Genomic DNA, 19520 nt, shown 5'->3' on the forward strand with positions numbered 1-19520 from the left:
TTCCTTCTTCCTTCTTCCTTCTTCCTTCTTCCTTCTTCCTTCTTCCTTCTTCCTTCTTCCTTCTTCCTTCTTCCTTCAGCATCCATCCGTTACATCCGTTACAAAATCCGCTGCCGAACCTTCTTCCTTCTTCCTTCTTCCTATGGCTCGTTATTCTCGACTGCAAAAACTCGGCTCTTATATGCGCCCGCACTGGAAACCAACATTCTGGGGCATTTTTTCGCTATTGGTTGTCAATGCTGTGGGCGTTTACATTCCCCTGCTGATTCGGAATGCAGTTGACACTCTCCAATATGCGACTAAATTTGACCAAGTTTTCAACTTCGTGGCACTAATTCTGATTCTCGCCTCAATTATGTGGGTGATTCGGATGGCGTCGCGGATTTTGCTGTTTGGCGTCGGGCGTCAAGTCGAATTTGACCTCAAACAGCAAATATTTAACCATTTATTAACATTAGAACCGTCTTATTTTGCCGCCAATACGGTAGGGGATTTAATTAACCGCGCTACTTCCGATTTGGACAATATTCGGCGCTTGGTGGGGTTTGCGGTACTCAGTTTGGCGAATACGGCATTTGCCTATGCTTTGACTTTGCCGGTGATGCTGGGGATTAATGTAAGGTTGACGCTGTTTGCGATCGCAGTTTATCCTTTAATGCTGGTTTTGGTACAGTTATTTAGCGACAAACTTCGCATCCAACAGTTAGCCGTGCAAGAGGAATTGTCGGCGATGAGCGATTTAATTCAGGAAGATATGAGCGGGATGTCCGTAATAAAAATCTACGCTCAAGAAGAAAACGAACGCCGAGCTTTTCGCAATTCCAACGCGCAGTTGCTATCAGCAAATTTGGAATTAGCAAAAACTAGAAACTTTATTTTTCCGCTGCTGGGCGGTTTGGCAAGCATCAGTTTGTTGGTGCTGCTTTCTGCTGGTGGCGGGGCAATTGCTAATGGTCAAATTAGCATTGGCGATTTTGTGGCGTTGCTGATTTATGTCGAGCGCTTGGTGTTTCCGACGGCGCTGTTGGGTTTCACAATTACGGCTTACCAGCGGGGAGAAGTGAGTGTCGATCGCATCGAATCAATTCTGACTGTGGAACCGCAAATTAAGGATACTGCCGATGCAGTTGAACTGGCAACTCCAGTCAAAGGAGAAATTGTGGCTCGCCATCTAAATTATACTTATCCGGGTGCTAAGACACCCGCGCTTAAAAATGTTGATTTTACCATAAAACCGGGCGAAACTGTCGCAATTGTTGGGGCGATCGGATCGGGAAAATCAACTTTAGCTAATGCACTGCCACGCTTGCTAGATATCGATCCGGGCGAGTTATTTTTAGACGGACAGGATATTACTGAGGTAAAATTGAGCGAATTGCGCGGGGCGATCGCCTACGTTCCGCAAGAAAGTTTTCTGTTCGGCACTACCATCAAGAATAACATCCGCTACGGAAACCCTTTAGCGGAACAGCCGGAGATTGAAGTCGCAGCAAAACAAGCGCAAATTCACGCCGAAATCCTCAACTTCCCGCAACAGTACAAAACAGTTGTCGGCGAGCGCGGCATTACTTTATCCGGCGGACAGCGGCAGCGGACAGCACTTGCTCGCGCTTTGTTAGTTGACGCCCCGGTGTTAATTTTGGATGATGCTCTTTCCAGCGTTGACAATCAAACTGCTACCGACATTTTGCGAAACTTGGCAACGGGAACCGATCGCAAAACGGTAATTTTTATCTCCCATCAAATGTCAGCAGCGGCCAGTGCCGATCGCATTTTTGTGATGGAGAGAGGAGAAATAGTTCAGAGTGGCACTCACCTTGAATTGGTAGGGCAAACAGGGCTTTATCAGTATTTGTGGAACCAGCAAAAATTAGAGGAATTGCTGCATTGACAAGTGACAGATACTTTGAGTCATCTATACTTAGACCCTAAATAAGTAGATTGGTCAGAACTTACGCAAGTACGCTATATATAGCGCAATACGGTTCAGTTAAGAGCAATCTGACTTCTAAAAGATGCCTGTATTTCCCATAAAATCGTGAGGTTAAATTCGTCGGACAGCGTTAACTGAACCGTATTGACATATAGCGTGCTTGCGTAAGTCCTGTGGGAGTCGGAGTGATTTCGGGGATGACGGGATTGTTACATCTCTTTACATTTGGGTTTGGGACAGCTCGTATTCATAAAAATTCATACGGGATGCGGGAAACTCAGCGGCTTCAGCCCTGAGAGGTAAGCGACGCGGGGACTTCAGTCCCCGTGTTTTTCTTTGTTTCTATTTTGGTTGAAATATTGTATTATGTTCGAGAAGTGAGTAAGAACGAGCATCTACGTGTTGAGACATCCTAGAAGGCGAGAAATTCCCGCCCCTGGAAACAACGGTCAAGTGCAAGCTTGATGACAGTATGACAGTAAAGGGCAAGCAATAGCAGGTTGTTGAGCGTACCGCATTTTGGCAAGCGTGATGGTTCAGAAAACGTTAAAACGACAAAAGTAGCTAGAAACCTAAACTTGATTTGGGTGACTAAGTAGACGGTATTTGACCACCGTAGCGAGAATTAAACTTTAGTAATAACTAAAGTTATTCTGTCAGCAGAATCTCAGTGGCTTTAGCCCGCTTGAGTGTCAAGCTTACCTTCTATTGTATGTTATGCAAGCTTTTTACTTGTTCTGCTTGCTTCAATAAATCTGCCTGGGAGTGGCGGCTTCATTACATTTCTTTACATCCTGTCCTATTTTGTCCGTATCCCGGCTTTACCCCTAAAGGGGATATTTAAGCCGGATTTGGTATAGCGGTTCTCAAAAAAGTGAGGTATGCCCTATGCCCACGGAGGCCTATGCCCTATGCCCATGAGTACCTCATATGAGAGCTCGAAAGGCTATATAATCGCGTGTTTTATTTCACGGCGAGCGCTGAAATATTTTTCAGAAAACTAATGCTAGGAGCAAAAAAGAATTCGCCTCCTTTCATCGTGACAAAATTATAAAAATCGAACGGTACTTTCTCGTCCTTCCCCCACTCTTTCGGCCACGCTTGCCCTTCAATTTGTTTTTTTCCTTGACCTGCAATGCCGTCCAAGCCTGTTGTATAGTTGACAAAATGCTGATTATTCGCCCAGTTTTTTTGCATAAACATAAACTGGTTGAAAATGTCGCGCTGAAAACATAGAAACAGCAATCCTACTTTTTCGCCTGACGCTGGCTGAACCTTCAACTCTTTTAAATGTTCCAGTTGATTTTCAAATCGCGAGAGTTTTGACAGGGAGTTATCCCGTGCATTCGGCATCTCGCCATAGCTAACTGCTCGACGAACAATTCGACGCTGGCGGTGTTCTTCTAAGGTTTGGTATTTGTCGTTTTTGTCGCCGCGCGGATTTGCTTTGCGGATGTGTGCGTGAAAGGGACATTTCATTCCGTCGCGATCGCTATCATAATTGAAATTATTAGGAACCGTATCGGAATTTTGTTCCGATGGAGAAAGCGTCACTGGGGTTCCGTCTCTGAACCGCCCTACAACTAAAGCGCCGGCCCTTTCTACATCTCGATCTGACAATCGCAGCTTTTTAGCCAGTTCTCTCTCTGCTTCTCTGAATCCTCGCACATCTTGTTCGAGCTTTCGGTAGACGCAATAGCTGCCAAAGCTATGCTCTCCCTCACCGAAAGGATCTTTTACAAGCACTAATTCTAAAGGTGCAGAAGCATCCCACAAATCAGTACCTTGTTCTTTGGCTAGCTCAATATCTTCTTTTAAAAATAGAGGCTGGCTGACACCATCTCTGAACCCAAAATGTTCAATAGTCTGCCCTTTTTTATTTTTGAGGACAATGCCTACTTCTGTATGAACAATCTCTGCGACGCGCCCAACTTCTTCTATGACTTGTTTTGCCTGTTTTTCCAGGTTGTCGCGATCGTTATCAGCCAGGAGAATAAAAGCATGAATTTCATCTTGAAAACCTTCTTCCCATTCTTCAACTGGAGGGTCGAACAAAATTGTCCTAAATTGCCGAAGTCCCACCTTAAAAGCCGGACTGGGAAATTCGCCGCTTCCCCCGGCATCTAACTCGAAGCCGAGCACTTTATAACCGTTATAAGATAGAAAAAAGTTGGCAAACAAACCTTCGACTTCTTGACAGTTGCTTCTAAACTTAGCATTATCGTCCCACTGTTTCTTAGCGGACATAACAAACTTTTCGGTAAAGTAGCCGATCCATTTTTTAACTGCGTCCGGGTCTGACTTGAATTTAATCAAAATATGGGTTGAATAGTCTCGTTCGTGACTTTTGAGGATATTTCCCTGCAAATCCTCTAACATATTTTGATACTGTGGATTGTTAGGATCGATATGGGTTTGGTTTAAGTCTATGGTCACAGCTTTTTTGCAGCACTCTATTTTTGAGGTTTTGGCTTTAGCCGTTTCTCAGTTTTGCAAACTGTAAGATAGTTAACAGCTTTGTTGCTTAGCGGAGCTTGGCTTTGATTTATCAAAATTACCAGGTTGTAAGTGTCCTGTCAAGCTATAAACTTTTGTAAAAAATACAACAATTTTCCCGTTTATCTTTAAAACCTTTTATTTGTATTTACAATTCTATGAATTGAAGCCCGCGTTGCGGTCTATGGAAAATATTTGTAAAGAAAAAATACTTGTATAAACTTTTAATAAAACCTCTTGACACAAATATTTTTCCTTAATAAATTTAGGAGGACAAGCTTTTAGCGCAAAATAGTCTGTCTAACTATTTCGCAACACCAACACCTAAAGAGAGGTAAATTATGACTAAGAGTCTGTACCCGTCAGACCTACAGGCTGCGTGGGTCAAGGTCATAGCCTATGCTTGGAAAAATGGAGAGTTTTTGCGGCAATTGAGAAAATATCCAAAACAAACAATCAATAATGTAGTAAACTCTGGAAATCCTCAAAAACTGAGCGGAGCTTGTGCGACTATCATCGAGCATATAAATTCGCCAGATTCAGAAGAGGGTTTTCTCCCGCTTCCCAATCTACCGGAGGAGCTAGATACTTTAAGCGATGACCAACTCTATGGATATGCCAATCAAGGTGGATTATTTGGGCTTATGAGATTCACTTAAATCGGATATCTTGTAGCATTCTCGCTCCGCTCTATAGCCAGCCCGGAAATTTATTTCCGGATTCATAACGTGCAGTTGGCGTAAATTTATGTAAATTGTATCTTGACTTAAAGATATTTCCGTACTAGGCTGTCATCAGCCGATAGGTTTTATCGACAAGTGCTCTATTTGACCATTAGCTGAGAGGTAAATTATGGACAAACCCCTGTATCCTCCAGACTTAGCTGAAGCATGGAACCGTCTTTTTGGTCATGCTTGGCATAAGGATAATAAGGAATTTCTGCACCAACTGAGGAAAGATCCAAGGCAAACAATTGGTGATGTTGTAAACTCTGGTAAACCTGAAAGTATACTAGGGTCATGTGCGACGATTCTCGAATATGTAAATGACGACTACTGCGAGTATGGTTTCATATCGCTGCCGACTCTACCAGAGGGATTAGAAGGATTGAGCGAAGAACAACTCTATGCTTATGCCAATCAAAGCGAGTTGTACGGAATTATGAGACATACTTGAATGGCCTAAAAATTTTGCACGACCTACGCATGAAAAGAGAAAAATAATGATAAACACTCCTTGTCCGCCAGAGTTGCGAGATGCCTGGGCACGGGTTTTTGCTCATGCTTGGAAACACGACAATAAAGACTTTCTGCGAAAACTGAACAAAGATCCGAGACAAACAATTAGTGAAATCGCCAACTCTCGCTCACCTGAAAAGCTAGCAGAAGCTTGCCAGACTATCCTCAAATATGTAGATGCCCCTGACTCGGAAGAGGGTTTTTTAGCCCTTCCTCCCCTGCCAGAAAGTTTAACAACGGGGGATTTAAGCGAGGAACAGCTCTATGGCTATGCCAAGCAAGACGGATTGTACGGAATTCTCAGAGTATGTTGAAGATCGAATCTGGTGTTTTAAAACGCTAATTCTCAAGACATATTTTTTGAATTAGCGATCGCGCGTAAAATTAGCCCTGACTTACTCCTACCAGATATGCCTTCTCCATAGGGGCGCATGGCTATGCGCCCCTAGAGCCTAAAGCACGAAAGAAGAGATAGTTTTTTGGCGGAAATAAAATATAAAAAATTTGCACTAATCTCTGACATGAGTTATTTAAACAATAGTTATTTAAACAATGATGCGTCTGCCGAGGTTTAAGCCCTGTTTTCGCTGCGAAATAGTCCCTTCTGAAGGCGTATTTTTACTTACCGAAAAAGACCATTTTTTGTTACGGGGAGATGCCTACATTCAGCTTGCACCGCTTCTAGACGGTAAACACACCTTAGAAGAAATTATAGAGACTCTGCAAGATAGACTCTCTTTTGTCGAAATATTCTATCTGCTCGATCGCCTGCAAAGTCAAGGCTATATTACAGATGCCGCTCCCTCCGTGTCCGCCGAAAAAGCCGCTTTTTGGGAAATGCTAAAGGTAGAGCCAGAGATAGCTGAAAAACGCCTCAAGGAAGCGATTGTTTCTGTAGTTTCCTTGGGTGAAATCGACACCGAACCCTTCAAAGAAATGATCGCATCTGTGGGAGTTAAACTCGGCGAAAATGGCGATCGCTCGGTGGTGCTAACTGACGATTACCTGCAAGAAGATTTAGAAGAAATTAATCAAAAAGCCTTGCAGAACGATCGCCCCTGGATGCTCGTTAAACCATTAGGAACAGAAATTTGGATCGGCCCGATTTTTATCCCCGGCAAAACTGGCTGCTGGGAATGCCTAGCGCACCGAATGCGATCGCACCGCAAAGTAGAAAATTACCTGCAACAGCAAAAAAATACCTTATCTTTCCCCACTTCTTTATCTGCATTGCCATCAACCCTAGCTACAGCCTACGGCATCGCCGCCACCGAACTTGCTAAATGGAGCGCCTGCGATCGCAGCGAATCTCTCGAAAGCAATATCATCACCTTAAACGCGCTTTCTCTAGAAAAACGCCATCACTTTCTCGTGCAGCGTCCCCATTGTCCGTGCTGCGGAAACCCCCAAGATTTCGCAGCCAAACAATCAGCACCCATCGCTCTTTCTAGTCGTAAGAAATCTTTTACTCGCGATGGCGGACACCGCTGCATCTCGCCACAACAAACCTTGAAAAACTTAGAGCATCACGTCAGCCCAATTACTGGCATTATCAGCATTCTTCAGCGAATTTCTACCTGGGAGGAAGAAAACGGACTGACAACTTCCTACCGTGCCGGTTACAGTTTAGTCGGCGCGATCGCAGACTTAAATGAATTGCAAGAAAGCCTGCGTAGCGAATCTTACGGTAAGGGAAAAAGCGACACTCAGGCAAAAGTCAGCGCCTTGAGCGAAGCAATCGAGCGCTACTCCATCGCATTTCAAGGAGATGAAGCCAGAATTAGAGGGAAGTTAAAAGACTTGGGGAGTGTCGCAATTCACCCAAATACTTGTATGCTTTTTAGCGAAAAGCAGTTTTCAAATCGCGAGCAATTGAATAGCGATCGCATCAGATTTAACTGGATTCCAGAACCATTCAACGAAGAGGTGGAAATCGAGTGGAGTCCAGCTTGGTCGTTAACTCACAACGCGCCTCGATACATCCCCACTGCCTACTGTTACAGCGGTTATTCCCAAAAATATCATGCCCCCTTTGCGGTTGCCAACTCCAATGGATGCGCCGCCGGAAACTACTTAGAAGAAGCAATCCTGCAAGGCTTCATGGAATTAGTAGAACGAGACAGTATTGCCCTGTGGTGGTATAACCGATTGAAAAAACCAGCAGCGGATCTTTCCAGCTTTGACGAGCCGTATTTTCAGCAAATAGAGGCGCATTACAAAACGCTTCAGCGCGACCTCTGGGTACTCGACCTTACCAGCGATTTAAACATTCCCGTATTTGCCGCTATTTCGCGCCGCAATGACCGTGAAGAAGAGAATATTATTATGGGTTTCGGGGCACATTTTGACCCGCAAATAGCCCTGCTACGGGCCTTAACCGAACTGAATCAATCGCTGCCTGCTGCGTTTTTTGGTATACTCGATCCAAAGAGTGCCGATCGCGATCGCGACCGAGAAGCGATCGAATGGTGGAAGAGTGCAACAGTCGCTCAACACCCCTATTTATTGCCAGACAAAACAGCCCCATCAAAAACACCCGCAGACTATCTCAAACAGTGGAGCGACGATCTTTATACAGACGTAATGAACTGCGTAGAAATTGCCAGAGCGAACGGATTAGAAACAATTGTTTTAGACCAAAGCCGCCCTGATTTAGGCTTATCTGTTGTTAAAGTAATTGTACCCGGACTGCGGCATTTTTGGCCTAGATTGGGTGCAGGTCGGCTGTACGATGTACCCGTTAAAATGGGTTGGCTAGCTAAAGCTTTGACTGAGGAAAATTTGAATCCCCTCCCAGCTTTTTTCTGAGAGGTTTAGGCTTATGGTTAATGCAATTTTAAATCATTTGTGTAAAAGTGTAGGGGCGACGCCCCTTGCCCCATAGGTGTCAACATTAAGGTTAAACCCGCAGTCCGACAGGGGTAAAAACCCCTGTCTCATAGCTAAAGTCATCTAAAGAGGACTGAAGAAAACTCTCAAATTTATTAGTCCTCTTCAGAGGACTTAAGCTATTAGCCAGGGGTTAAAACCCCAGGCGGGCTTTCAGCTTAAGTTGACACCAATACACGGGGGGATTGCCCCTATGGAATGAAAAATAAATAACTTAATGAATTACTCAGGTTGGGGTACGGCTCGATAATTCCATTTGGGCAAATATTCGTCAAAAACAATTTGCATATTATTTTTGAAGTTATCAGCTACCTTTCGACCAGTTTGATAAACTTTATTAAGGATATTTACAGCTACAGATAGTCCCGTTTTAGTTTGAGTTTTTTCGACGAGAGATTTGACTAATTCTAAACTTGTAAAAATTACTCCTTGACAAGCCCTAGTAATATGAGGAAAAAGTCGATGTTCTATCGGATTATATTTAGATGTATAAGGAGGGTAATGAGCAATTCTGATCTCAATTCCTATTTCATTAACTAATTTCTGCAAATCTTCTTTAAAGATATAATGATTGGCATTATTACTACCTCCCCCATCACATTTAGCCAAGATAGAATTAGCGTTAGGGTAGGTAGCTTTACCATAATTATTCCACCAATTTTTCAAAGACTCACAGGCAAATTCACTGGTATCTTTACTATTTCCTAATGTTATATATCCTCGGTTTTGTTGACAATCATAAATTCCATGGGGAATTACTTTGCCGTGACCTAAACTCCAAAAATCATGATCGAAAGTAGTGACAGGTTCCTTTGTATAGAGAGTTCCCGGACGATACAAATTTCCTAAAACTTCTTTTTTTTTTGTGTCAAAACTAATGATAGGATTGCTGGCTTCTCTATACTCTGCATCAAGTCTAGCAATGTTTTGAAATTGAGCATCCCGATTTTTGTTAATTCCTATTGTTTGTTTTTTTTGAGCTTTTCGTTTCACATATCCATGCTTTTTTAATAGTTGGGCAACTAAGGGGAGACTAATGGTAAAACCTGCCGCTCGTAGTCCCGAAGCTATTTCTTTATGGGTCAAATTAGTCCATTTGATTAACTCATTCATTGGGTCTCCGGCTGTGTAATTTTTTAAAACTTCTAAAAATGCTGCATCAAGACCGATTTGAGTAGACAGAATACTTTTTCTTCCCCCTCCTTTCTTTCTGACCCTGGAACTATTGAGTGTCTCTGAGTCCATTTTTTCTAAATCTTCTATTCCCTTGACGATGGTGTTTCGACTGCATCCCAAAAGTTGCATTACATAGCTAATTCCACCCCATCCTAATTTTTGAGCTTCGATAGCTGCATACCTTCTTTTATCCTTTTCTGATAAGGATTTATAAAATTTTTTCATTTCTGACTCAATTGAATTAGAATAAGACATGGATTTAAAAGTAAATTAGAGTAGTTGAGTAGAAAAACCCGTTGTGCGTCGAGCTCACTAAGGAGTGAAAATTGTAATCTCACACTTTTTTCATTATAACCGATAATTCATCAATTTATTTATTTTTCATTCCTAAGCTCAATTTCCCCCTTCTTCCTATACAGCAATTTTTAGCTAAGTGAAGTACAAATAAACTGAGATATTGCACCATTCTCAATAATCCTTTTTTGGGTGGGCTAGAAGCGCAACCCCTACTCCCCACAAGAAAATCTACTCTTTGTGGAACAGGCATCTTGCCTGTTCATAAAAGGCTAATTGAGAATGGTGCAACATATAAAAGAATAAACCAGTTTCTGTCACCCCTTGACACAAACCACCTGCTTCAAAGTCGCCACAACTTCCACCAAATCCGACTGCTGACTCATCACCTCATCAATCGGCTTATAAGCCCCCGGAATTTCATCTAAAAATTGCTCATCTTTCCGGCACTCAACCCCCTCAGTCTGCCGCACCAAATCATCGAGAGTGAATACATTCTTCGCTTGAGTGCGAGACATCAAGCGCCCCGCACCGTGACTGCAACTACAGTAACTTTCAGCATTTCCCTTCCCTTTAACAATGAAAGACTTCGCCCCCATCGAACCCGGAATAATCCCGTAATCCTCAACATCCGCGCGCACGGCACCCTTGCGAGTAACATACACATCTTCGCCAAAATGCACCTCTTTTTCCGCGTAATTGTGGTGGCAATTCACCTCTAATAACGGCTTAACAGATTTGCCGCCCGCGACGTGCTTTTCCACAATTCGCTTAAACCGATTCATCATTACATCGCGATTAAAACGAGCATAATCTTGCGCCCACTGCAAATCGTGCCAGTAAGCCGCAAACTCCCGCGTACCCGCCACAAAATAAGCTAAATCTTTGTCAGCCAGATTAATTTCTGCCAGTTTAGCTAAATCTTTAGCCGTCTCTATATGCTGCTGTGCGAGCAAATTTCCAATGCCGCGAGAACCGGAATGCAGCATCAGCCAAACAAAGTTTTCAGTATCAACGCAAACCTCAATAAAATGATTACCGCCGCCGAGGGAACCCATTTGTTTTAAGGCTTTATTGTTTTGGTGCTGCACACCTTGATGAAGTTCCTTAAACTCGCCCCATCCTTGCCAGTTGGTGACAGTTGTTTCTACTTCTTTGTTTTCCGAAAATCCGACTGGAATTGCTGCTTCGATATCGAGGCGAATTTGTTTGAGTTTGCCTTCTAATTTGTGAGCTTTGAATGGCATTTTTATCGCAGACATACCGCAACCCACATCGACGCCCACAGCCGCCGGAATAATCGCTTCTTTTGTGGCAATTACTGAACCGACTAAAGCACCTTTTCCTAAATGTACGTCGGGCATTAGTGCGACGTGTTTGAATACAAAGGGCAAAGATGCTACGTTTGCGGTCATCTTGGTTTCTTTTTCGCCCAGGGCGTGATTTGCCCAAGATAATACTGGTTTTGGGGCTGATATGTCTAATTTTTCGTAGGGCATTTTTGTTTAAGTTGGTTTTGCAAGTTTGTTATGTAGTACAAGTGTACCACAAAGACTTTCGGATGTCAAACACACTAATTCTCGTAGGGTGCGTCAGTCGGGAATTTCTTTTGGGAGTCATAGAATTTTTACTGACGCACCTTACCCACTAATTATTGCCGCGTCAACTTCACATCAGATGCAGTAGCGGTATTGTTGGTAAGTCCGACATTCCGACAGGGAATGAATTCCCTGTCTCATAGCAAAAGTCCTCTCAAAGAGGACTAAAATCGATCGCACTTCCCGTCAAAATCTACAGTCGGTTTTAACCGACATCTTGCAGCAATATCAATAAGAGGATTTTTCGTGGGGTCGGGCGGGTTTATAGAACCTATTTGCAAGCTTTAAGGCTGTTGGCGAACCCGCCCCTACGTCTAATTGAGAATGGTGCAATATCTCAGTTTTAACCGACAGTCCGACAGGGAATGAATTCCCTGTCTCATAGCTAAAGTCCTCTCAAAGAGGACTAAAATCCCTCGCACTTCCCGTCAAACTCTACAGTCGGTTTTAACCGACTTTCGCTATGAGGCAGGGGTTTCAACCCCTGTCGGATTGTGGGAAAGCGAGTGAAAAGCTAACACGGCACAAGAAGCGTTTTGTATTGAAAATCCTTAAGAAATGCCTAAAGATTGAATGAATAATTGACTGTAGGGTGCGGATTGTTGTACCTCCGTCAAGGAACCAAACAGCTCTTTTCCCCCAAAGATAACTAATGTCTTCTGTGTAGAGTCAGCTTCTTGACTCGGCAGTTGTGAGTGAACGGAAAGAATACTATCTGAATCAAATCGATAAAAGCGGTCCAAGTCGCTGCAAAGTCCTTCTTCAACATCCTTGAGATTAGGATAAAGTTCTTGAGAAGGACGCGGTTCATGACCGCTTAAAATCAGTTCATCTAACATTTCCATTTTTTCAATATCGATTAGATACATTCTCCCATTACCAGTGTTAATTAGAAGGCGATCGTCTGATAGGTAGGTAGAGTAGCTAAACCTGTCATCCGAATCAGGACAAGGGCATTCGCATATTCCAAGTAGATTGCACTCAGGAAAACTGAATCTGCTGATTTGTCGATCGCAATCGTGTACAACCACAAATTCGCCACCAGCAGGATGAAATTCTGGAGGCCCTGTGTCATCGGGACATGGAACCTCCACGGCGTGAATTTCCGTACCATCGTCATAAAGCCAGTAGATTTGCTGTCCGTCCTGACCTGCGGCAGCCCAAAGAGCTAAAATTTGATTTTCGGGGTGCGGGTGAAACGAGAAGGAACTCCAGCAAAAAGGGTCTTCGAGCAAAAGTTGTCGTTGAATTTGCCACGAATTGGTATCGCGAATTTGAATCTCGACTTCCCCGCCTTCAATTAATTTCATGCACCAAAAACGCACGCCGTCTGCATCAAACCAGCAGTCCTGAAATCCATTTTTGTTATACGAAAACTTAACAGGAGGGTTAGGTAGCTGTTCTTCAAAAACTAGCTGGTTTTCTGCTGTCATAATTGCTAAATGATTGCCATTTGCCATAATTGCTGCCAGCAAATCGCCTTTGGGACTAATGGCTAAACAGCTAATTTCGTCTGGAAGCTGGTATTCGTATTTTGGCGACAAGTTGCGATCGACTAAAGTGACTTTTTTGCGATCGCAACTTGTCGCAATAGTCCAATCGGAATCAGTGCGTTGATTTATGGCTAAGATACCCCAGTCAATTTGTTTTTCATGTTTTGGTAAAATCAGCATAAAGATATTTCAGCGTAAATAAGCTCTATTTTAACTGAAATCTTGCAGCATTTATCGTAGGGTGCGTCAGTCGGGAATTTCTTTGGGGAGTCAGAGACTGTTTACTGACGCACCTTACCGACTAATTATCGGCGCCTCAACTTAACATCAAATGCCGTACCAGTATTGTTGGTAAGTCCGACAGTCCGACAGGGAATGAATTCCCTGTCTCATAGCGAAAGTCCTCTGAAAGAGGACTGAAATAGATCGTATGTTCCCTCAAAATCTACAGTCGGTTTTAACCGACAGCCCGACAGGGAATGAATTCCCTGTCTCATAGTAAAAGTCCTCTAAAAGAGGACTGAAATAGATCGTATGTTCCCTCAAAATCTACAGTCGGTTTTAACCGACTTTCGCTATGAGGCAGGGAATTCATTCCCTGCCGGATTGCGGGAAAAGCGCGTATTTGCTGGCACTAAATTATTACAAATTCGGAGTCTTTCTCCCCGCCTTCTGCAGGGGAATAACAACCCCGTGCGGTTTCTTATTCCCTGCAAACATCCCGAAGAAATCGTGCAGCAAAATATAGAAACAGGGAATAATAAACAGCGTCAGCAGCGTCGCCAGCGACAAACCCGAAAACACCACCACACCCAAAGGTTGCAGAAACTCCGAACCTTCTCCAATTCCCAAAGCTAGGGGAAACAAACCCAAAACTGTAGTAATAGTTGTCATCAAAATCGGCCGCAAGCGCTGAGGTGCCGCCCTGAGAATTGCTGTTGTGCGATCGACTCCTTCATCTTCCAGGATTTGGTTCGCCAACTCGATCATAATGATGCCGTTATTCACCACAATTCCCACTAGCAAAATTGCACCGATCATCACCGTCGCACCGATCGCAGTTTTGGTCACATAAAGCCCGAATACTCCCGCCGCCAACGCCAGTGGCACTGTCAGCAAAATCACCAGCGGGTCAACCAGGGAATTGTACTGCACCGCCATCGCTACAAACACTAAAAAAGTCGCCAATCCGCCCAAAAGTTTTAGAGAAGTTTGCAATTGCTGATTAGTTTCAGCAGCAGAACTCGGCACAATGCTTACTCCTCGCGGCAACTTCATTTCTGATAAAACTGCATCGACTTGCTGGACAGCATCGCCGAGACTTGCGCCCCGATTCAAGTTTCCTACAACTAAGAAAACTTGTCGCTGGTTGAGACGCTGAATTTCTCCTGGTGCTTTGCCGATCGTAATATTTGCCACATCGCTTAAACGGACGATGCTATTATTGCCGCCAGATAAGGGAATTTGTCCGAGTTGAGCAATAGATTTTACAGAAGTGCGATCGAACTGCACCCGCACATCTACCAAGCGGTTTCCCCGCTGCAATTGAGTCGGAACAGCACCTTCAATTGCTGTCTGAATGGTCTCCCCAATGTCTTGGGCCGTCAGCCCGTACACAGCGGCCTTTTCCCAGTCTGGACGAATTTGCACTTCTGACTGCGGCGCGTCTCCGTCCGGGCGAAACCGGGCTAATTTTACCTTCTCATCTAATTCTTTTAATATCTGACGACCTGCTTGCTGCAATACTTCTTCAGTTGGCCCCTGAACCACCACATCAATTTCGCCGCCCCGCACTGGGGAATTAGTTAAAACTAAACCCCTAATCGATTCTGGAACTAGCCGCAGACGAGTTCCTTTAGGAACGTCAAGTTTCTTGAATTCCTCAGTCATTCTTTCCGTAAAAGCGATGGTATTCGTACCTGGTTTTAGCGTGATTGTGCTGCTTCCCCTGAGCAAATTTTCAACTGTATTGTTGCCGAAAAGCAGCCCTCCCGCTGTCGTTAAAGTGTACGCTGTTTCTGGCTGTGCGAGCAGAAGTTTATCGGCGGCGGCAACCACTTTTTGATTTGTTTCCAAGTTAGTACCCGGAGGAAACAAAGCAAATAATCGGGCTTGACTTGTATTAACTCTCGGCAAAATTTCTTGGGGGATTTGACCTGCCATCACCCAAGTGCCGCCGCCTAAAATCACAAAAGCGAGGGCAATGATAATTAACCGCAAACCCAGCACTTTTGACAGCATTGAACCGTAGGCCCGCGTGCCGTTTTCAAAACCGCGATTGAAATGTTTTATCGGCCCGAACTGACTGATACCGCTGGAATAAGACATTCCCATCAAGCGAGAAGTCAGCATCGGCACTACAGTTAAAGCTACTAGCAGAGACGCTGCTACTGCAAAGCTAATTGTCAAAATCAATTCGTTAAATAGCAGCGAAAAGAAGCCACCGATCAGCAGGAATGGCAGCACTGATACTAAGTTAGCGGCAGTGGAGGCAATCATTGCTGATTCTACTTCTTCACTCCGCTCTACAGACTCTTCTATCGTGCGTTCTTTCCGATCTTTGATTCTGCCTTTTTTCAGATGAGGGTTGCTGTCTAGACCGACTACAATATTTTCTAAAATAACTACGCTGGTATCGATCGCCTGACCAATTCCTAACGCTAAACCGCCTAAACTAAACAAGTTCAGCGACAAGCCGAACAGCCGCATTAAAATAATGGCTGCTAGAGTACACAGGGGAATAGTCAGAGAGATAATCAGGGTTTGTCTCAGGGAACCTAGAAAGAACAAAACTGCGATCGCAGCCAGCACTGCCCCTGAAACCCCCGCATTCGCCACATCGGCTAAGGAATTGCGGATAAATCTGGATTCGTCTAAGGTAGTAACTACGGTCATGTCCGCCGAAATTAACCCGGAATCCTGCATTTCTTTGATGCGATTTTTCACTCCGTCTACAACAGTAATCGTGTTGGCGTCCGGCTGTTTCAAGATGCTAATTTTAACGGCTGGTTTTTGATTGAGAAAAACTTTGACTCGCTGTTCTTCTGTACCGTCATTGACTTGGGCAAAATCGCGCAGGTAGACTCGTTTTGGCGGGTTGGAACCGGATACTTGAAAGGAAAGATTGGCGATTTCCGAGGCTGTTTTAAAGCGACCAATTGTGCGCGTCAGCGGTTCGTTTGATTCTTGCCGCAGCCGGCCGCCGGAAGTGTCTAAATTGCGCGAACGCAAAGCATTAAAAACGTCGTTGAGATTAACTCCTAAACTTTGCAGCCGATTCAGGTCAATATTAACTTGAATTTCTTCTTGAACGCCGCCGGAAATGTCAACGGAAGCGACTCCGGGAATCACGTTTATTTCCCTGGCTAATTCTTCATCGGCAAATACCCGCAAATCTACCCCTTGGCGTGAGTCTGAAGTCAGGGCAAATTCGTAAACCGGCTGTTGAGAAGGGTCAAATTTAAATAGATTTGGCGATTCAACTGTATCAGGAAGTCGGTTGCGAATGCGGTTGACGGAGGCTGTAGCGTCGTTGAGGGCTTGGTCGATATTGCCGCCGGGTCTAAAGAATAAATCGACGCTGACTTGTCCTTCCCGCGTGCGGGAGAAAACTTGCGTGACTCCTTCTGTTGCTGAAAGTCCTTGTTCGAGGGGGCGGGTAATTTCGTCAACTGCCACTTCTGGGGAGACTCCGGGGGCGTCTAAGCGCACGCTGATGCGGGGATAGGTGATGGAGGGCAGCAAGTCAACGGGCAGTTGGGTTATGTAGAAAATGCCCACGACTATAATGGCAAGTGTCAGCATGAGGGTGCCGATGTGGCGGCGAATGGCTGTCGCGCTAATACTGAATCCGGTTTTGTCGGGAGTCATTCGATTTTAGATTTTAGATTTTAGATTAAAGAATTGAAAAGTTTACCCCGTCAGTCAGCCTGCAAAGGAATGAATCGCGGGGCTGGCGACTAAATTGTTTTCGGTCAGGCTTTATTGTGTATCGGGAGTGAGAGAATATTTACGCTCCGCACCTGACAAGTAGTATAATAAATTTTAATAAATTGTCAAAAATGTTTTTTTGAATATTCCTTTAGAGGTAGTCGATCGCCCAAAACGCAGATTGGCAGAAATTGCCAGGGGCTTTTGAATCTCTCTAAGTTATCGCCATCAGGAACAGGCAAGATGCCTGTTCCACAACAAATAAACTTTCTTGTGGAACAGGCATCTTGCCTGTTCCTAAAGTCTTCTTCCCTTTTCCCTCTTCTTTATTCCTTCTTCCCTCTTCCTGACATCCGTTACATCCGTTACAGAATCCGTTGCCGAACTTCCTTCATTTACTGTACTTGAGATCCGTGGGCACGGGGGTCGGAGCTACTTGTTTTCACAGGCCCTGTGGGTGGAGTAAAATTAGAAACTTGACCTGCCGCTTGGACGTGTGGCAGAGGTTTTCCTGCAATTAAAGCATCTAAGTTAGCTTCCATAATAGTGCGTGGCATTTCGCCCATTGTTTCAGCAACGGCGCTGCCTTTATCGTTCAAATAGACAAAGTGCGGAATGCCATCTACTCGATATTTTGTGATTTCTGGCAGCCATTTGTCATTGTCTACATTCAGCATCACAAAATTCATCGGTTCGGCGTATTTCTGTTTGATTTCGCTCAGATCTTTAGCCATTGCCTGACAGCTACCGCACCAATTAGCATAAAATTCCATGAGTGTCGGTTTGCCATTTACCAAAGCTGTTTCTAATGGCGTTGAAGCTTTTGCCATGTCGGTGAGACTGCTTGACGGCGTTTGGGTTTGCAGCCCGAAGAAGATGGATATTGAAAGGACGATCGCTGCTAACACGATCAATAAGTTTCTGAGGCGCGTGGCGACTTTTGTTTCGGGATTTTTGGCGGCGGGGGCGACAGTTGAGTTGGGCGAATTCTGGGTCATAAAATAAATTGCGCTTGGATTTCTATGTTTTTATTTTAAATAATAGATTCAGATTATAGCACATTTTGAGATAATCAGACCAATCTCATAAAAATTTTTGAAGAGGCCAGAATTAGGCCAAGTGCGCTAAAACAGAAGATAACAAAGATTGTTTGTAAATTACCGAGGACTTGCAGGGTGAAAAAACGGGTAACACTGACGTTTCCCCAACGATCGATCCAAATGCCTGTCACCTATCGACTGGCAAAGGATTTTAATGTTGCAGCCAACATTATCCGCGCTCAGGTGGCTCCGAACCAAGTGGGCAAACTGGTGCTAGAGTTATCAGGGGACATCGACCAGCTAGAAGCGGCGATCGACTGGATGCGATCGCAAAATATCGGCGTTTCCCTAGCCAGTCGGGAAATACTCATAGACGAAGATATCTGCGTTGATTGCGGTTTGTGTACGGGGGTTTGTCCGACAGAAGCCTTGACCCTTGACCCAGAAAGCTTTAAACTTAGTTTTGCTCGATCGCGGTGTATCGTTTGCGAGCAGTGCATCCCTACCTGTCCGGTGCAAGCTATTTCTACTAACCTATAGGCCCTGTAAACACTCCTGGGGCTCATCATCTTTTTTTTGCCTGGTTCTCCTAATTGTGCCATTGGATGAAAAAAAACTCTTGGGTTTCCCTAACTCTACTTTTTGTTACTTATTTCACTTTTGGCTGGAAATTATCTGAGTTTGATGTTCCACCGCACCTGACTTGGTTTCTAGCCATAGCTTCAATTTTAGTGTTTGCGGTCGCATTGTCGTTCCCACTGAGAGACATAAAAGCCTTAATTTTGCGGTGGTTTTCGAGTGATATCGGTGCTTTTCTTTCTATTATTGTAGGAGCTTTTGTGGCAGTGGTAGTTTTTGCTTGGCTGCACCTTTTTGCTACTTGTTTACTCTTGATTTCAGCCGGAGCTTTGGCAAGACTCGATATTCAAATGTCTGGTTGGAAGAATTGGCGGGCTTTTGCGGTATTAGCTACCATTTCTTTAACAGGTGTGGGGTTGGGCGGAGCGATCGAGTTTTGGTCAAGGACAGGCAAGCTCGTATTCTCTTAATGAGGAACGGGAAATTCATCCAACCAAATTCTATAACTCGCAACGGATATGTAGCCCAAAACTATCAGCTCGCCCATCAATAAATACAGCTTATTTTTTTTCAATCCCCCACCCCCGGATTAATTCCCCGTTCCGCGCCGTAATCATAGCAGTTTTCAAGCCTCGTGAGGTAAAGCTTCTCAATTTCCGATTCCCCGTTGCGCGTTACTAATTCCCAATTACTAATTACCGACACACCGGGAGTGGAACTGAAAACCCCTAGGGCAGTATTGAACTGTAGCGACTGTTGCTCAAAATGTTATTGCCCAAATCCCGCAAGTCCCGCAGCCAAAAACTCATCCCAATAAAAAAGCAGCTTTAGGGAGCTGCTAGTCAGAATGCATG

At 44.3% G+C, this 19520-nt stretch carries 13 protein-coding genes; 7 read left to right on the top strand and 6 right to left on the bottom strand.

The annotated features are described in order from the left end of the window. Positions 1-142: 142 nt before the first annotated feature. Positions 143-1891, top strand: a complete 1749-nt coding sequence (locus QUB12_RS18975) for an ABC transporter ATP-binding protein (protein ID WP_333144320.1) — start codon at positions 143-145, stop codon at positions 1889-1891. A 1005-nt stretch (positions 1892-2896) separates the two neighbouring features. Here QUB12_RS18975 and QUB12_RS18980 read toward each other — a convergent pair. Then, positions 2897-4369 carry a Dyp-type peroxidase gene (locus tag QUB12_RS18980; protein WP_333144321.1) on the bottom strand — a complete coding sequence of 491 codons (1473 nt, stop codon included), beginning with the start codon at positions 4367-4369 and terminating at the stop codon, positions 2897-2899. A gap of 401 nt (positions 4370-4770) precedes the next feature. Between QUB12_RS18980 and QUB12_RS18985 the strand changes: the two genes are divergently transcribed. From QUB12_RS18985 to QUB12_RS19000, 4 genes are all read left to right on the top strand, one after another. Next, positions 4771-5088 (top strand): hypothetical protein, encoded by a 318-nt coding sequence (locus tag QUB12_RS18985; protein WP_333144322.1) that lies wholly within the window; start codon positions 4771-4773, stop codon positions 5086-5088. A 193-nt stretch (positions 5089-5281) separates the two neighbouring features. Next, a complete protein-coding gene (locus QUB12_RS18990; RefSeq protein ID WP_333144323.1) occupies positions 5282-5605 on the top strand; it encodes a hypothetical protein in 324 nt (107 codons plus the stop codon). A gap of 46 nt (positions 5606-5651) precedes the next feature. Then, positions 5652-5981 carry a hypothetical protein gene (locus QUB12_RS18995; protein WP_333144324.1) on the top strand — a complete coding sequence of 110 codons (330 nt, stop codon included), beginning with the start codon at positions 5652-5654 and terminating at the stop codon, positions 5979-5981. Between the two features lie 238 nt (positions 5982-6219). Further along, positions 6220-8475, top strand: coding sequence for a TOMM precursor leader peptide-binding protein (locus QUB12_RS19000; RefSeq protein ID WP_333307988.1), 2256 nt, complete (start codon positions 6220-6222; stop codon positions 8473-8475). 303 nt (positions 8476-8778) lie between these two features. Here QUB12_RS19000 and QUB12_RS19005 read toward each other — a convergent pair whose 3' ends face one another. From QUB12_RS19005 to QUB12_RS19025, 5 genes are all read right to left on the bottom strand, one after another. Continuing rightward, complete coding sequence (locus QUB12_RS19005) at positions 8779-9987, bottom strand: ISAzo13 family transposase (RefSeq protein WP_333307990.1); 1209 nt, start codon at positions 9985-9987, stop codon at positions 8779-8781. A gap of 356 nt (positions 9988-10343) precedes the next feature. Next, positions 10344-11525 (bottom strand): RtcB family protein, encoded by a 1182-nt coding sequence (locus QUB12_RS19010; protein ID WP_333142064.1) that lies wholly within the window; start codon positions 11523-11525, stop codon positions 10344-10346. A gap of 650 nt (positions 11526-12175) precedes the next feature. Further along, positions 12176-13297 carry a hypothetical protein gene (locus QUB12_RS19015; protein WP_333307992.1) on the bottom strand — a complete coding sequence of 374 codons (1122 nt, stop codon included), beginning with the start codon at positions 13295-13297 and terminating at the stop codon, positions 12176-12178. Positions 13298-13759: 462 nt separating this feature from the next. Then, the gene (locus QUB12_RS19020; RefSeq protein WP_333307994.1) at positions 13760-16987 is read right to left on the bottom strand and encodes an efflux RND transporter permease subunit; all 3228 of its coding nucleotides are present in this window, start codon (positions 16985-16987) and stop codon (positions 13760-13762) included. Between the two features lie 455 nt (positions 16988-17442). Further along, entirely contained in the window at positions 17443-18045 is a 603-nt protein-coding gene (locus tag QUB12_RS19025; RefSeq protein ID WP_333142068.1) for a thioredoxin family protein, read from the bottom strand. Between the two features lie 177 nt (positions 18046-18222). Here QUB12_RS19025 and QUB12_RS19030 point away from each other — a divergent pair, with 177 nt between their 5' ends. Beyond that, a complete protein-coding gene (locus QUB12_RS19030; protein ID WP_190741019.1) occupies positions 18223-18627 on the top strand; it encodes an NIL domain-containing protein in 405 nt (134 codons plus the stop codon). Between the two features lie 65 nt (positions 18628-18692). Continuing rightward, the gene (locus QUB12_RS19035) at positions 18693-19136 is read left to right on the top strand and encodes a hypothetical protein (RefSeq protein WP_333142069.1); all 444 of its coding nucleotides are present in this window, start codon (positions 18693-18695) and stop codon (positions 19134-19136) included. Positions 19137-19520: the final 384 nt, after the last annotated feature.

It is taken from the genome of Microcoleus sp. B7-D4 (assembly GCF_036705125.1).
GTDB lineage: Bacteria > Cyanobacteriota > Cyanobacteriia > Cyanobacteriales > Microcoleaceae > Microcoleus.

Excerpts from the sequence above, each read along its gene's own strand:
- QUB12_RS18975 (WP_333144320.1), top strand. The coding sequence starts at position 143 with ATGGCTCGTTATTCTCGACTGCAAAAACTCGGCTCTTATATGCGCCCG.
- QUB12_RS18985 (WP_333144322.1), top strand. The coding sequence starts at position 4,771 with ATGACTAAGAGTCTGTACCCGTCAGACCTACAGGCTGCGTGGGTCAAG.
- QUB12_RS18990 (WP_333144323.1), top strand. The coding sequence starts at position 5,282 with ATGGACAAACCCCTGTATCCTCCAGACTTAGCTGAAGCATGGAACCGT.
- QUB12_RS18995 (WP_333144324.1), top strand. The coding sequence starts at position 5,652 with ATGATAAACACTCCTTGTCCGCCAGAGTTGCGAGATGCCTGGGCACGG.
- QUB12_RS19000 (WP_333307988.1), top strand. The coding sequence starts at position 6,220 with ATGATGCGTCTGCCGAGGTTTAAGCCCTGTTTTCGCTGCGAAATAGTC.
- QUB12_RS19005 (WP_333307990.1), bottom strand. The coding sequence starts at position 9,987 with ATGTCTTATTCTAATTCAATTGAGTCAGAAATGAAAAAATTTTATAAA.
- QUB12_RS19010 (WP_333142064.1), bottom strand. The coding sequence starts at position 11,525 with ATGCCCTACGAAAAATTAGACATATCAGCCCCAAAACCAGTATTATCT.
- QUB12_RS19015 (WP_333307992.1), bottom strand. The coding sequence starts at position 13,297 with ATGCTGATTTTACCAAAACATGAAAAACAAATTGACTGGGGTATCTTA.
- QUB12_RS19020 (WP_333307994.1), bottom strand. The coding sequence starts at position 16,987 with ATGACTCCCGACAAAACCGGATTCAGTATTAGCGCGACAGCCATTCGC.
- QUB12_RS19025 (WP_333142068.1), bottom strand. The coding sequence starts at position 18,045 with ATGACCCAGAATTCGCCCAACTCAACTGTCGCCCCCGCCGCCAAAAAT.
- QUB12_RS19035 (WP_333142069.1), top strand. The coding sequence starts at position 18,693 with ATGAAAAAAAACTCTTGGGTTTCCCTAACTCTACTTTTTGTTACTTAT.